Below are 13959 nucleotides of genomic sequence, written 5' to 3'. Positions count from 1 at the left end.
TGTTGTCGGGTCCGAGTTCGGCGGCGGCGACTTGGGTCATGCCGCGTACTGCGAACTTGGTGCCGGAGTAGCAGATGAACTCCGGCATGCCGCGTAGTGCGGAGCCGGATGCGACGTTGATGATGCTGCCGTGGCCGGCGCGGCGCATCGGGGCGATGACTGCTCGCATGCCGAGGAGCACGCCGCGTTGGTTGATGCGGACCATGGCGTCGAAGTCCTCCCAGAGGAATTCGTCGATGGCGCCAGCGCGGGAGATGCCGGCGTTGTTGACCAGGACGTCGACGCCGCCGTAGGTCGTGACGACGTGGTCGAGGAGTTGGTCCCAGTCGCTGTGGGCCCCGACGTCGTGGTGGAAGTACTCCGCGCGATCGCCGAGCTGGTCGGCGATGGCCTTGCCGTCGTCGTCGAGGACGTCGGTGAGGATGACGCGCGCCCCCTCGCCGACGAACCGGGCCGCCTCGGCGGCGCCCTGACCGCGCGCGGCCCCGGTGACGATCGCGACCTTGCCGTTCAGCCGTGATCCGATGGCGGCAGGTGTCATGACTTCCGTCCTTGGTGTGGAGATTCGGGGGCAACGGTCTTCGGGGGCAACGGTCTTCGGGGGCAACGGTCTTCAAGAGCAAGGGTCTGCGGCACCCGGTGGTGACCGTGGTGACGTGCTGGAGCCAAGCTAAGCGCTACGGGCGTATTAGTCAATTATTCGACATGAAAGTCAGTGATGGGTAACGTGGTCAATACGACCCGGGACCGTCAGCGAAAGGATTCGGACATGACAACCATCGACACCCGAGACCTGGAGTCCGCGCGACTGTTCTCCGACCGCATGTCGATCATCGACGTCATCACCCGCTACGCCGTCGGCATCGACCTGCGGCGGTGGGAGGACTTCGGTACCTGCTTCACCGACGAGTTCGACGCCGATTTCCTTGTCACCAACGGCTGGGTGCGATTCCAGCGGGACGAGTTCGTGGCGCTGTGCCAGGGAATCTTCGCCCACTACGACGCGACACAGCACATCAGCGCGAACCACCAGGTGACCATCTCAGGCGACGTGGCCAGCTGCGTGGCCACGCTGAACGCCACTCACTTCCTGGCGAATGCGGACGGCGGCGACACCCAGCAACAGGTGGGTTACTACGAGTTCCATCTCGTCCGCGGCGACGACTGGAGGATCAATCGCGTGCGCCAGATCGTGTCGTGGCAGACCGGCAACCAGGACCTCTTCGACCGCACCGGCGCCGACGTAAATGACACGGGACGACTTTCGCGGATCGAACAACCCTCCTGACCCGATCGGTCTGGGTAGCCATCGGACTGGGTAGGGTCTGTGCGGGCGTACTGTCTCTGCTGATCCCGGACTGTGCCGGTCCGGCTGCTGACGTGGGAAGGGCAGGCGAGGCGCATGGGTGGGACGCCGTCGACGGAGCGCACCTATGGCGAGATTCGCGACCGCATCCTTTCCGGCCGACTGCTGCCTGGCGCGCGGCTGGTAGAGGTGGAGCTCGCTGCCGAGCTCGACGTGAGCCGAACGCCCATTCGGGAAGCGCTGCGCCAGCTGTCCGCCGAAGGACTGATCGAGATGCTGCCGAACCGGGGCGCAACGGTCCGGTCGTGGACCGACGACGAGCTGCACGACATCTATCAGTCCAGAGCCGAACTCGACTCTCTCGCCGCCGCGCTCGCCACCGATCGGATGGACGTCGCGACGCTCGAGCGGCTCGAGGACCTGTGTCTGGAGATGGAAGCATGCGGCGTTGAGCCAGATCGCGATGGGCGCGACCGATTGACCGAACTCAACACCGAGTTCCACGACACGGTTCGTGACGCTGCCAGGAGCCCGACGCTGGCGTCGATGATCCACGGCGTGGCTCAACTTCCCCTGGTGCGGGCCACGTTTCATCGGTACGCCCGGGAGGATCTGGAGCGCAGCGGCAATCACCATCGTGAAATGATCGCGGCATTCCGGGCTGGGGATCGGGACTGGGCGGCCGCCATCACGAGGGCGCACGTGCTGGCCGCGCGGGCCTCCTTGATGAATCTGCGTTCCCGGTGACATCGGCATACGACGTGCCGACGCCTGCTCGGTGGAGTTGGCCGGGCAGGGCACGCCCGAGCACTCCGCTCAGCCACCGACTGACGTCGATCACCCGAGCGATGTCGACGCCCGTGTGCACGCCCTCCATGTCGAGAAGGTAGAGCAGGTCCTCTGTGGCGATGTTGCCCGTGGCTCCCGGCGCGAACGGACACCCGCCGATGCCGCCCACCGAGCTGTCGAGAATCTGGGCGCCGGCTTCGATTCCTGCGAACGCATTGGCATACCCGGTGTTTCGGGTGTTGTGCAGGTGCAGCCCCACCGATGCGTCCAGGTCACGGACCGCGGCGGTGACGAGGGCGCGGACCTGACGCGGGCTTGCGACGCCGATGGTGTCGGCGAAGACGATCTCGTCGGCCGACCCGGCGACCGCCTCGGCGATGTGCATCACCTGGCTGGTGGTCACGGCCCCCTCGAACGGGCAGCCGAAGCTCGCGGCGAGCGTGACGGTTACCCGCAGGGCGCGACCATGCGCGCGGGCGGAGAGTGGACCGAGCGCGGCGAGCGACTCCGCCACCGACGCCTGCTGGTTGCGACGGTTGAACGAATCCGTTACGCACACCGTGAGGTTCGGACGAGCCGACGTTGCTAGACAACGCGCCAAGCCGCGTTCGTTGAGTACCAACCCGAGCACGTCGACGTCGCCGGTCTCGCGCAGTCCGGTCAGGACCGCCTCGGCGCCTGCCATCTGTGGTACGACGTCGTCTCGGACGAAGCTCACCGCCTCGATGCGGCCCAATCCGGTGGCAGCTAGTCGACCGACGAGTTCGGACCGCAGGGACGGTGCGAGGACGTCCGGCTCGTTCTGTAGGCCGTCCCGTGGACCGACTTCGCTGATGGTGATCGTCGAAGCCACCTAGATCACGCCCTCGGTGGTCAATTGCGTCAACCTCGTCGAATCCATCTGCAGCAGTTGGCCATACACTTCAGCGTTGTGCTGTCCAAGCGTCGGTCCCAACGACCGCACGCGGCCGGGGGTCGCCGAGAGCTGGGGCACGACGTTCTGCATCGGAAATTCACCGAGCACGTCGTGGGTCAACGTGACGATCGCGTTGCGGGCGGCGTAATGCGGATCGCCGACCATGTCCTCGGCGGTGTAGATCCGGCCCGCGGGGACGCCGCCCCGATGAAGGGTCTCCAAAACTTCGTCGGACGTACCGCTGGTGGTCCACTTGGCGATCAAGCCGTCGAGCTCCGCCATGTTCAGTCCTCGAGCCTGGTGCGTGCCGAACCGAGGGTCGGTCTTCAGTTCGGGCTGTGCCATGAGGTCGCACAGCCGATTGAACACGGTGTCGCGGTTGGCGGCGATCAGAATGTCCTTGCCGTCGCCGGTCGGGTAGACGTTGCTGGGCGCGACCCCGGGCAGCACCGCTCCGGTGCGCTGACGCTGGACGCCTGCCAGGGCCCACTCGGGGATGGTGGACTCCATGAGCGCGAGCACGGCCTCGTAGATGGCCGAGTCGACGATCTGCCCCTCACCCGAGCGCACCCGGTTCAGCAATGCGATGGTGGCGCCGAGCGCGGCGAAGGTGCCGGCAAGCGAGTCGCCAAGCGAGACGCCGATGCGCGCAGGCATCCGATTGGGCTCGCCGGTCAGGTTTCGGATACCCCCCATGGCCTCACCGACGGAGCCGAATCCCGCTCTGCGCGAATATGGTCCGTCCTGGCCGTACCCGGTGACGCGCACGAACACCAGCCGGGGGTTGAGCTCGCGCAAGGCCTGGTAGCCCAGCCCCCACCTCTCGAAGGTGCCCGGCCGAAAGTTCTCGATGAGCACGTCCGACTCGCGGACCAGGTCGCGGACGATCTGCTGGCCGGCAGCGGTGCGTAGATTGCACGTCACGGACTTCTTGTTGCGCGCGATGATGGGCCACGACAGGCTCAACCCGTCGACCTTCTGGGCGCCCCACTGCCGCATCGGGTCGCCCGCACCGGGATCCTCGATCTTGATCACCTCGGCGCCGAAGTCGCCTAGCAGTTGTCCGCAGAACGGTCCGGCGATCAGCGAACCCGCTTCCAGTACGCGAACCCCCGCCAGAGGGCCTGCGCTGACGTTCGGGCGGGCATCGGTCCTGGGCGGGGTATCCACGCGCTCTCCTCATCCGGGGTGGGGCAACGGCCCCAGATTGCATGCATTGATGGGTGTGGCAGCGACGGTAAGCAACTGGCGCCAGTTCGTCAATGCCCGGTTCGTGACGTCCTTCGGTGCGGACTGGTGCGCTCAAATGCGTTCTTGATGGCCGCAGTTCGTCTCACCAGGATGCGGGTTCGCAGTTGCGCGTCATCCAGATCGATGATGGGTGTGGACGAAGCGTCATCGGCGGCCAGTAGCAGGATCGGCCCCGGAATGTATGCAATAAGGCCGTTTCAGTACCGCCGCGGCAGCGATATGTCTAACACTTGACAGACGCCAGTCGCGACCGCGTTCATGATTCAGATCACACTCCGGTAAGCCCACTGGGGCAGCGCAGAAAGTGAAGGCACCTCGTGCACCCAACAAGTGAGTCCTTTGCAGGCGGCTCGGTGAGCGTCCTGCACCTTCCGGTGCGTCTGGATGGACGCATCGCGGCCTACCCCGCTGCTGTTCGCGGCGACGCAATCGTCAACGTGTACCTGCTCCAGGAGGGCCGGACCGCACTGCTGGTCGACACCGGGTTCAGCACCCACCAGGGCGACGTACTGAACTGGCTCGCGGAGCGGCTTCCCTCGGACCACGAGCTTGCCGTGATCACGTTGCGGGAGAGCGAATTCGACTCGGTCTGCAACGTGGTCCCCGTCGTCAACCGGTTCAACGTCACCACGGTCTTCGGTGCGCAGTCGCAGGGCATGATCTGGTTCGGCTTCCGTCCAGACGAGAAGCTGGAGGGACGCGCGGCCGACGTCACCTACACCGCGGTCCGGCAGGATCCGATCACCCTGCTCGACAACCCGTCTCGCACCATCTCCGTCATCCAGCCGGCTCTGCGACTGCTCACCACGCACTGGCTGTTCGACCCGCTGTCGCGGACGCTGTTCACCTCCGACGCGTTCGGACACCTACCCGGCGCCCTGGCCCGCGACGTCGACGCCGACGAACTACGCGACTACCTCACCGCCACGCGCTACTGGTGGCTTGCAGGTGCGCGCACGGAGATGATCGTCGAGTGGCTGGATTCGCTGTTCGCGACGTTCCACGTGGAGCGGATCGCCCCGGCGTACGGGCCTGTGTTGGAGGGTGCCGCCGTCAGCCGGACAGTAGAAATGTACAAAGGAGTGCTGCGTGACCTCGCCACTGCGCCGAGCGCCGCTCCCGAGATGGGAAGGATCCCCGCGTGACCATCTCCGAACCATACGCTGACAGCGCCTTTCGGATCATCAGCCGGCGCCTGCTGCCGCTGTTCTTGATCGGGCAGCTGCTGATGAACATCGACCGGTCGAGCATTTCCTATGCGGCGCTGCAGATCAACGAGACCCTGGGCATCACGGCGGAGATGTTCGGTCTGGCGGCCGGCATCTTCTTCATCGGTTACGCGATCTTCGAGGTGCCGAGCAATCTGGCGTTGCAGCGCGTCGGCGCCACCAAGTGGATCGGGACGCTGGTGTTCGGGTGGGGCATCGTGACCGCGCTGCAGGCCTTCGTGCCGAACGGCGAGGTGCTGGTGGCGCTGCGGTTCCTGATGGGCGCCTTCGAGGGTGGCTTCACACCTGGCGTGATCTTCACGATCACCCTCTGGTTGCCGTCGGCGCAGCGGGGACGCGCATTGGCGCTGACGCTGCTGGCCGTCCCGCTCGCTGGCATGATCGGCGGTCCGCTGGCTGGGCTCGTCATGGGACTGCAGTGGCTTGGTCTGGACGGGTGGCAGTGGCTGTTTCTGTTGGCCGGCGGCGTCACCGCGCTGTTTGCGATCGCGTGGTTCCGGCTGGTGCCCGCCGGGCCGGAAGACGCGGCCTGGCTCCCAGCCGCCGAACGCGCCGCCCTGGCCCGCAGTCTGGACCGCGAACAGCAGGCCCAGGCGCTTGATCCACATGGCAGCAAGAGCTTCGGGCACGCCCTCCGGACGTGGCCGGTCTGGGTGTACAGCCTGACCTACTTCAGCATCTGCGTCGGCTACTTCGGCACCTTCTTCTGGCTGCCCCAGATCATCAAGAAGGGCTTTGCCTCGGTCTCGCCGCTGGAGAACGGCCTACTCGCCGCGATCCCGTTCGTCATCGCCATGGTGACCATGACGGTGCTGGGCCGCAGCCAGGATCGGACGGGAGACCGGCGGTGGCACCTGGCTTCGCTCGGTGTCGTCGCGGGGCTGGCGCTCACGTTGAGTCTGCTGGTCTCCTCGCACGCCGTCGCCTTCGGCGCCTTGTGTGTCGCGATCGCGTGTGCGCTGACGTTCATCGCGCTGTTCTGGGCATCGCCGATGAGCGTGCTGACCGCCACCGCGGCAGCAGGCGGCATCGCCCTGATCAACTGCGTGGGCAACCTCGGCGGCTTCGTCGGGCCCTACGCTGCGGGGATCCTCGCCGGCGAGGAACACGAATTCGCCAGGGCGACGGTCTTCTTCGCGGTCGCACTGCTGATCGCCGGTATCATCCCGATCGCGTTCAAGGGACTGTTCCCCAGCCTGCGGCAGATCGCCGAACGCGCCGAGGTGGCGCTTGGTTCAGACGTCGCGGCGGGGTCCCAACCGGTCGTCGGCGAGCCCCGCTAGTCGCCCGAGCGGGTTCTGGACCTGCCGAACGTCGGAAACCTCCTGGCTGAGCCGACGATTCGTGCCACCCTCGGTGCAGGGGGCATGTGGCCGTCGGTGCCGAAGGAGGTGTGAGGCAGTGAAGCCGTTCCTGAGCAGTGCCGACCTCGACCTGACCCGCTTCTTCGAGGGGGCCAGGCCGCTCAAGTTCGAGCCGGGGGCATGGATCGCCGACATCGAGCTGCTCAAGGAACACGCGCTGCTCATCACCGCAGGCGTCATCCGGATCTCGATCCTCACCGCCGACGGCCGGGAGCGCCTCCTGTTCTACGGCTCGGCCGGGTCGATCATCGGCGACTACATCACCTTCGGGGACTGCGCCAACGTGCCGCTCGGCATTCAGGTGCACGCCATCTCTGCCGTCGAGGCGCTCAAGCTACCTCAAGCCCGGCTGCGCGCCGCCTGTGCGCGCGAGCCGGAGATCCTGCTGAGCCTGCTCAGCTGGGCCTACGGGAAGATCGCCACCCTGATCGACCAACTGGAGTCGGCGACGTTCCGTGACACCACGGCGCAGGTGGCCGCCCTGTTGGACGCCTTCGACGCCGAGAGCATGCGCGCAGGCGGTTCGCGGGGCCTGCTCGATCTGACACATCAGGAGATCGCGTCCGCGACCGGCCGCACGCGGGTGTCGGTGACGTACGCACTGAACAAGTTGCAGCAGGCGGGCGTGATCGCATTGAGGCGCGGCCACATCGACGTACTCGACCGCGACCAACTGGCACTGATCTCCACCGAAGGCGTTGGCAGTCAATAACTTCCGGGGTCACCCGCGTTCATCCCGACGTGTGTCTAACGCTTGACAGACATCGTCTGCCGCCGAGGGAATGATTCAGATCACACCCCGGTGAGCCCTCCGGGGAAGCCCAGAAAGTGACGACTCTCCGTGCAACCGAAACGAACTCCGCCAGGCAGCCTTACCAACGTGCCGAGGTCCGCCCCCGAAGTGGGGAGGCCCGTCGCGTGACCATCTCAGAACCAGCCACCGACACCACCGTCGCCGGGCCGCTTCCGTTGCCCCGCAGGCTGGGTCCAGGCATCTACTGGCTCGGCGGCTGCCTGCGCCAGCCCTACAAGGGGCGGGTCTTCCACTCGTACAACTCGGTGTACGTCATCGCAGGCGAGCAGCGGTCGCTGGTGGTCGAGACGGGATTTCCCGGCGACATCGATCTGATCGAGGCCCAACTCGACGAACTCGCGGGGCTCGTCCCGCCGGTCGAGTACGTCTTCGCCACCCATCCCGAGACGCCGCACGCAGGCGGGGTCGGCCGGCTGCTCGTCAAGTACCCGACGGCCGTCGCCATCGGGGGAGTTCAGGATCTGCACCTGGTGTTCCCGCAGTTCGCCGACCGCATCGAGGTGCCGACCCGGGCGACGTTGGACTACGACCTCGGCGGCCGGACGTTCTCGATCGTCGCGGGGGTGATCCGCGATCTCATGCCGACCTACTGGGGCTTCGATGACGTCACACGGGCGCTGTTCCCCGGGGACGGATTCGCCTTCAGCCACTATCACACCGACGGACACTGCGGACTGGTGGCCGAGGAGGCCACCTCGCTGGACCTGCCCGACATGACCGCGTTGTTCGCCGAGCTCGCGCTCTACTGGACCCGGGTCACCGACGTCGAACCCTACCTTGCGGAACTGGATTCACTGCTCGATCGTCTCGACGTCCAGTTGATCGGACCTACCCACGGACTTCCGATCACCGATCTGCCACGCACCGTGCCCGCGGTGCGCGACGGCTTCCGTCTCGGAGCCCGAAGCTAGCACGGAGCTCAGCCCACCGTTGTTCAACAGCCCAACCAGAAAGGTCACCCGACCATGCGCGATGGAATGTTCGTCTTCGACAACGTCATTCACATGTACGACAACAAGCCCGACAACCTGAACCCCTCCGGTCAGCTGACCGCACGCAACTTGATCGGCATGGGGGAGCTGTTCTCCAACAAGCAGTATCCGGCCAACGACCACTTCCTTGACGAGGAACTCAGCGTCGAGGAAGCGGGCCGCATCCTGTTCGAGGAGTCCGACACCGACATCGCGATGGCTCAGACCGTGCCGTTGTTCGGGTGGTGGAAGGACGGTTTCTCCCCGGCGCGCCGCCAGTGGGCGCTAAAGGAGGCCTACCCCGACCGGGTGCTGTTCTGCGGCGGTGTGGACCCGCTCTACCAGGGAATCGACGGCGCCATCAGTGAGATGACTCGTCAGACCGAGGAGTGGGGGGCGGTCAGCTTCAAGTTCTATCAGGCGCACGACCATTCGCTGAGCTGGCGAATCGACGACCGTCAGATTGCCTATCCGTTGTGGGAGAAGGCGCTCGAACTCGGGATCAACAACGTGCAGTTCCACAAGGGCGTGCCGTTCGGCACCGAGCGGATGGAGCACATGCACCCGACGGACCTGCAGCAGGCTGCGCTGGACTTCCCCGAGCTCAACTTCATCATCCACCACCTCGGCGACCCCTACATCGACGAGTCGATCAGCATCGCGGCACGGAACTCCAATGTGTGGCTGGCGCTTTCAGCCTGGATCAACATCTACCCGATCATGCCCCGCGAGGCGCTCAAGAGGCTCGGCAAGGCCATGATGTACGTCGGCCCGGACCGGCTGCTGTGGGGTTCGGAGGCCTTCGTGTGGCCGAACGTCCAGGGTTACATCGAGCTGTTCACCGACCTCGAGATGCCCGAGAACCTGCAGCAGGACTACGGCTTTCCGCCGATCACCCGCGAGGACAAGCGAAAGATCCTCGGCGAGAACTACGCTGGGATGCTCGGCATCGACGTCGGCCAGACCCTCAAGGCCATCCACGGCTCTGACGATCGGACCCCCTGACATGTCGACCACCACACCGCTGGACACCGACCGCGTGCAGGCCGCCGTGGACGAGGCGATCCGGCAGCACCTCGGTCGATTCCTCGACTCGCACGGGGGCGCGGTCGCCGCTGCCTCGGTGTCGCGGGACGGCGACGTCACCTTGGCGTTCGACGGCGCATGCCGGGCCTGCCCAGCGGTCGCAGCGACGTTCTATAGCAAGGTTGCGCCGTTGATCCGGCAAGTCGACGGGGTGCGCAGCGTGAGTGCACCCAACGTGCACGTCGCAGACGTGGCCGTCGAACGGATCCTGTCGATCAGCCTGCCGACCGGTCGGCCCGGGCTGCGGACGAGTCCCACCGCGAACCCGGCGGGGGAGCCCAGGACGCCCATCCAGGTGAACACCGGGCCGGTCCGTCGGCGGTCGCCGAGGATCGGGGCAGGCTCGTGACCACCGCCGGCATGTACGAGCGGAATGCCACGATCACCGATGCGTTCGCGCAGCGATTGCTCGACGCGGCAGTCGCCAAGGCGGACTCGTGCGGGCAACGCTCGGCCATTTGCGTCGTCGACGCATCAGGGGAGCTGAAGGCCTTTCGCCGGATGGACGGCGCAGCCAAGCTCGCGGTCCAGATCTCCCAGGACAAGGCATACACCGCGGTGGCCTTCGGTATGCCGACCCACGCCTGGCACGACTTCATCAAGGATGACCCGCCCCTTCGCGACGGGATTGTGCATACGCCCAGGCTCGTCGTGTTCGGTGGCGGATACCCGATCACCGTGGACGGCGAGATCATCGGGGGCATTGGGGTCTCCGGTGGCCACTACAGCGAGGACATGGAGGTGGCGCAGGCCGCGATCGAGTTGACGTCGACCTGACGGCGGGACGGCAATCCCTGTGAACTCCCTGCGTGGCCGCGGCAAGAACCCTTAGCTGAAGTAACCTTTTCACGGGGCACCCCGTCGTTCGCCCCGGGAGCAAAGGAGTCCGACGATGGTGGTGGTTCATTCCGCGGTCTGGGGTTTTCTCGCGATCTTCGCCGCGGTGATGGAGGTGTTCTTCGCCACCTGCGTGTTCCGATACGTCAGGCGGATGGAGAAGCGCACCCCGCACCCGATGGGCGATGAGGTGGGCGCCCACAAGGCGGTCCTGGCCAAACTACGCAAGCGCCAGCCGATGTCGCGCGACGAAGTGGACTACGCGGCCGAGCTGGTCGCCGACGCCCGCTCCCCGCTGGCGTACGCCATCCCCGCTGCCCTGTTCACCATGGGGTTCTTCTACGTCGTCGGTTGCATGTACCAGCTGCACGTCCACGGCGGCAACCCCTCGTTCCGCACCTTCATCGGCGGCATCCCGATGCTGACGTCGATGAACATCGCCGCCCAGCTGCGCAGGGTGGCAGGCTTGAAGAAGCCTCTGCAACAGGCGTATTCATCGGCGTCCGGGCAAACGGACCAGTTCACCAAGGCCTAGTCGGTCAGCTTCGCCGTCGGCCGGTAGGGCCGACGCAACTGGCGGACCGAACGCACCCGCACCTTCTGCGGCCACCAGAACCACCGTCCCAGCAACGCGGCGATGGACGGTGTCATGAACGACCGCACGATCAGCGTGTCGAACAGCAGACCGAGGGCGATCGTAGTGCCGATCTGGCCGAGAATCATCAGATCGGAGAACACGAACGACGCCATGGTGGCTGCGAACACCAGACCGGCGGCCGTCACCACCGAGCCGGAGCCGGCCATCGCCCGGATGATGCCCGTCTTCAGCCCCGCGTCGATCTCCTCCTGGAACCGCGAGATCAGCAGCAGGTTGTAGTCCGACCCCACCGCCAGCAGCAGAATGACCGCCAGCGCCAACACGATCCAATACAGGTCGATCCCGAGAATGTCCTGCCAGATCAGCACCGACAAACCGAACGACGCGCCCAACGACAGCGCGACCGTGCCGACGATCACCAGTGCAGCCACCAGCGAGCGGGTGATGAACAACATGATGAGCAGGATCAGGCTCATCGCCGCGATACCCGCGATCATCAGGTCGTAGGTGGCGCCGTCCTGGATGTCCTTGTAGGTGGCCGCCGTGCCTGCGAGATAGATCTTCGATCCCGCCAGGGGAGTGCCCTTGACGGCCTCCTGCGCGGCATGTCTGATCGCCTCGATGTGTGAAATCCCCTGGGGCGTCGCAGGATCGATGTCATGGGTGATGATCATCCTTGCGGCTTCGCCATCGGGGGAGAGGAACAGCTTCAGCCCGCGGGCGAACTCGGGGTTGGTGAAGGCCTCCGGTGGCAGATAGAAGGAGTCGTCGGTCTTCGACGCGTCATACGCCTGGCCCAGGGCCGTCGAGTTCTCCAGGGCGGCCTGGGTCTGGTCGTAGATGCCCGCGGTGGTCGAGTTGTTGGTGGTCGTCAACTCGCCGTTGGTCAGCTGCAGGGCGATCTGAGGCGGGATCAGCGCCACCAACTTCGGTTGCAGGGCATCCAATTTCGCGAAGCTCGCCGCGACGTCGCCCAGTTGGTCGGTCAGAGCGTCGATGCCGTCGAGGGTGTCGAAGACCGATCGCACTGCCCAGCAGACCGGGATGTCGAAACAGTGTGGCTCCCAGTAGAAGTAGTTCCGGAGGGGGCGGAAGAAGTCGTCGAAGTTGGCGATCTTGTCGCGCAGATCCTGAGCGACGGCGACCGTCGCCTGAAACGCCCTGGTCTGCTCGTCGGTGACGTCGGCGGTCTGCTGTTGGAGGACGAGTTGCTGCCGCAGCACGTCGATTCCGTTGGTGATGACGTTGACCTGATTGACCAGGTCGGCCGCGCGGGCCTGCTGGAACGGCAGGTTGTTGATCTGCGACGAGTTGCCCGCACTGATCTGGAACGGGATCGACGTATGGTCCAGCGGCGTGCCAAGGGGCCGGGTGATCGACTGCACCTGGGCGATGCCGTCGGTGTGGAAGACGGCCTTGGCGACCCGCTCCAGCAGGATCATGTCGGTGGGGTTGCGCAGATCGTGGTCGGCTTCGACCATCAGCAGTTCGGGATTCAGCCTGGCCCTTGAGAAGTGCTTCTCGGCGGCCGCGTAGCCGACGTTGGCCGGTGCGCTGGCGGGCAGGTACGGCCGGGCGTCGTAGCTGGTCTTGTACCCGGGAAGCGCGAGCAGACCGATGAGTGCGATGGCGACCGTCGCCAGGAGGATGGGTCCAGGCCAGCGCACGATGGCCGTCCCGATGCGGCGCCAACCCCTGGTCCGCAACGGGACGGCGGGCTCGAACAGCCCGAAGTGCCGACCGATGCTCAGCAACGCCGGCGCCAGGGTGAGCGCGGCGATCAGCGCGACGACGACGCCGATCGCTGCGGGAATGCCCAGGCTGTTGAAGTAGGGAAGCCGGGTGAAGTTCAGGCAGAACACCGCCCCTGCGATGGTCAGGCCGGACCCCAGAATGATGTGCGCGGTACCCCGATACGTCGTCTCGTAGGCCGTCACGCGGTCCTGACCCGTCAGACGCGCTTCGTGATAGCGGCCCAGGATGAAGATCGCATAGTCCGTGCCCGCCGCGATGACCAGCAGCGTGAGGATGTTGGTCGAATACGTCGACAGTTCGATGACGTTGTTGCTCGCGAGGACCGCGACCACGCCGCGGGACGCGGTCAGCTCGAGCATCACCGTGAAGATCACCAGGAGCACCGTGGTGAACCGGCGGTAGAGCACGAACAGCATCACCATGATCACGCCGATGGTGATCAAGGTCGTCTTCAGCGTGCCCTGCCTACCCACCTCGAACTGATCGGTGATCAGCGGTGCGGCGCCGGTGACGTAGGCCCTCACGCCCGGCGGCGGGGGCGTCTCGTCCACGATCTTCCTGACGGAGAGCACGGACTCGTTCGACAGCGACTCGCCCTGGTTGCCTGCGAGGTACACCTGCACCGTCGCCGCCTTGCCGTCCGGACTCTGCGAGCCCGCCGCCGTCAGCGGATCGCCCCAGAAGTCCTGGATGTGCTGAACGTGCGTGGTGTCCTCGGCGAGTTTCTTGACCAGGCCGTCGTAGTAGTGGTGCGCGTCGGCGCCGAGGGGTTGGTCGCCCTCGAGGACGATCATGGCCGAGCTGTCGGAGTCGAACTCCTGGAACTTCTTGCCGATTTCCTTGCTGGCCTTCAGTGACGGCGCGTCCTGCGGGCTCAGTGACACGTTGTGCGCTTCGGCAACCGTCTCCAGCTGAGGGACGAAGACGTTGGTGACCACGGCCAGCCCCAGCCAGAACACGGCGATCAGCACCGAGAACCGCCGGATCACGATGGCGGCCCGGTCGGTCCTCGTCGGGCCCACGGCCTGATGGCTACTCATGGC

Annotated in this window: 14 protein-coding genes; 10 read left to right on the top strand and 4 right to left on the bottom strand. The window is 65.8% G+C overall.

Features of this window, described 5'->3' with window-relative positions; all coding sequences use genetic code 11:
* Positions 1-541 (bottom strand): SDR family NAD(P)-dependent oxidoreductase (locus ABW137_RS08485; RefSeq protein ID WP_526398829.1); only part of this gene is annotated, 541 nt, incomplete at its 3' end.
* Positions 542-769: 228 nt separating this feature from the next.
* Here ABW137_RS08485 and ABW137_RS08480 point away from each other — a divergent pair.
* Complete coding sequence (locus tag ABW137_RS08480; protein WP_526398827.1) at positions 770-1288, top strand: nuclear transport factor 2 family protein; 519 nt, start codon at positions 770-772, stop codon at positions 1286-1288.
* 114 nt (positions 1289-1402) lie between these two features.
* Entirely contained in the window at positions 1403-2053 is a 651-nt protein-coding gene (locus ABW137_RS08475) for a GntR family transcriptional regulator (RefSeq protein WP_526398825.1), read from the top strand.
* Here the strand turns inward: ABW137_RS08475 and ABW137_RS08470 are convergent.
* Both ABW137_RS08470 and ABW137_RS08465 read right to left on the bottom strand, forming a co-directional pair.
* The gene (locus ABW137_RS08470; protein WP_526398823.1) at positions 1995-2948 is read right to left on the bottom strand and encodes a hydroxymethylglutaryl-CoA lyase; all 954 of its coding nucleotides are present in this window, start codon (positions 2946-2948) and stop codon (positions 1995-1997) included. The two genes, ABW137_RS08475 and ABW137_RS08470, sit on opposite strands and share 59 nt — an antisense overlap.
* Positions 2949-4181, bottom strand: coding sequence for a CaiB/BaiF CoA transferase family protein (locus ABW137_RS08465; protein WP_526398821.1), 1233 nt, complete (start codon positions 4179-4181; stop codon positions 2949-2951).
* A gap of 434 nt (positions 4182-4615) precedes the next feature.
* On the opposite strand from ABW137_RS08465, the gene ABW137_RS08460 reads away from it, so the two are divergent.
* The 8 genes from ABW137_RS08460 (at position 4616) to ABW137_RS08425 (ending at position 11098) form a co-directional block, all read left to right on the top strand.
* Complete coding sequence (locus ABW137_RS08460) at positions 4616-5407, top strand: MBL fold metallo-hydrolase (RefSeq protein ID WP_526398819.1); 792 nt, start codon at positions 4616-4618, stop codon at positions 5405-5407.
* Positions 5404-6774, top strand: a complete 1371-nt coding sequence (locus ABW137_RS08455; protein ID WP_526398817.1) for an MFS transporter — start codon at positions 5404-5406, stop codon at positions 6772-6774. Before ABW137_RS08460 ends, ABW137_RS08455 begins: the two co-directional genes overlap by 4 nt.
* Positions 6775-6892: 118 nt before the next feature.
* Complete coding sequence (locus tag ABW137_RS08450; protein ID WP_526398816.1) at positions 6893-7567, top strand: Crp/Fnr family transcriptional regulator; 675 nt, start codon at positions 6893-6895, stop codon at positions 7565-7567.
* 206 nt (positions 7568-7773) lie between these two features.
* Entirely contained in the window at positions 7774-8580 is an 807-nt protein-coding gene (locus ABW137_RS08445) for an MBL fold metallo-hydrolase (RefSeq protein ID WP_526398814.1), read from the top strand.
* Between the two features lie 54 nt (positions 8581-8634).
* Positions 8635-9645 carry an amidohydrolase family protein gene (locus ABW137_RS08440; protein ID WP_526398812.1) on the top strand — a complete coding sequence of 337 codons (1011 nt, stop codon included), beginning with the start codon at positions 8635-8637 and terminating at the stop codon, positions 9643-9645.
* A gap of 1 nt (position 9646) precedes the next feature.
* Positions 9647-10075 (top strand): NifU family protein, encoded by a 429-nt coding sequence (locus ABW137_RS08435; RefSeq protein WP_526398810.1) that lies wholly within the window; start codon positions 9647-9649, stop codon positions 10073-10075.
* Positions 10072-10503 (top strand): heme-binding protein, encoded by a 432-nt coding sequence (locus ABW137_RS08430; RefSeq protein WP_526398808.1) that lies wholly within the window; start codon positions 10072-10074, stop codon positions 10501-10503. Before ABW137_RS08435 ends, ABW137_RS08430 begins: the two co-directional genes overlap by 4 nt.
* Before the next feature lie 115 nt (positions 10504-10618).
* Positions 10619-11098: a hypothetical protein gene (locus ABW137_RS08425; protein WP_526398806.1), complete on the top strand. Its 480-nt coding sequence runs from the start codon at positions 10619-10621 to the stop codon at positions 11096-11098.
* Here the strand turns inward: ABW137_RS08425 and ABW137_RS08420 are convergent.
* The gene (locus ABW137_RS08420) at positions 11095-13956 is read right to left on the bottom strand and encodes an MMPL/RND family transporter (protein ID WP_526398804.1); all 2862 of its coding nucleotides are present in this window, start codon (positions 13954-13956) and stop codon (positions 11095-11097) included. The two genes, ABW137_RS08425 and ABW137_RS08420, sit on opposite strands and share 4 nt — an antisense overlap.
* Positions 13957-13959 lie beyond the last annotated feature (3 nt).

Origin of the sequence: Mycobacterium sp. (assembly GCF_040509115.1) — a bacterium.
GTDB lineage: Bacteria > Actinomycetota > Actinomycetes > Mycobacteriales > Mycobacteriaceae > Mycobacterium.
The sequence above is the reverse complement of the archived record's forward strand: the minus strand, read 5'-3'. Positions and strand labels throughout refer to the sequence as shown.

Excerpts from the sequence above, each read along its gene's own strand:
- ABW137_RS08475 (WP_526398825.1), top strand. The coding sequence starts at position 1,403 with ATGGGTGGGACGCCGTCGACGGAGCGCACCTATGGCGAGATTCGCGAC.
- ABW137_RS08420 (WP_526398804.1), bottom strand. The coding sequence starts at position 13,956 with ATGAGTAGCCATCAGGCCGTGGGCCCGACGAGGACCGACCGGGCCGCC.
- ABW137_RS08480 (WP_526398827.1), top strand. The coding sequence starts at position 770 with ATGACAACCATCGACACCCGAGACCTGGAGTCCGCGCGACTGTTCTCC.
- ABW137_RS08425 (WP_526398806.1), top strand. The coding sequence starts at position 10,619 with ATGGTGGTGGTTCATTCCGCGGTCTGGGGTTTTCTCGCGATCTTCGCC.
- ABW137_RS08435 (WP_526398810.1), top strand. The coding sequence starts at position 9,647 with ATGTCGACCACCACACCGCTGGACACCGACCGCGTGCAGGCCGCCGTG.
- ABW137_RS08440 (WP_526398812.1), top strand. The coding sequence starts at position 8,635 with ATGCGCGATGGAATGTTCGTCTTCGACAACGTCATTCACATGTACGAC.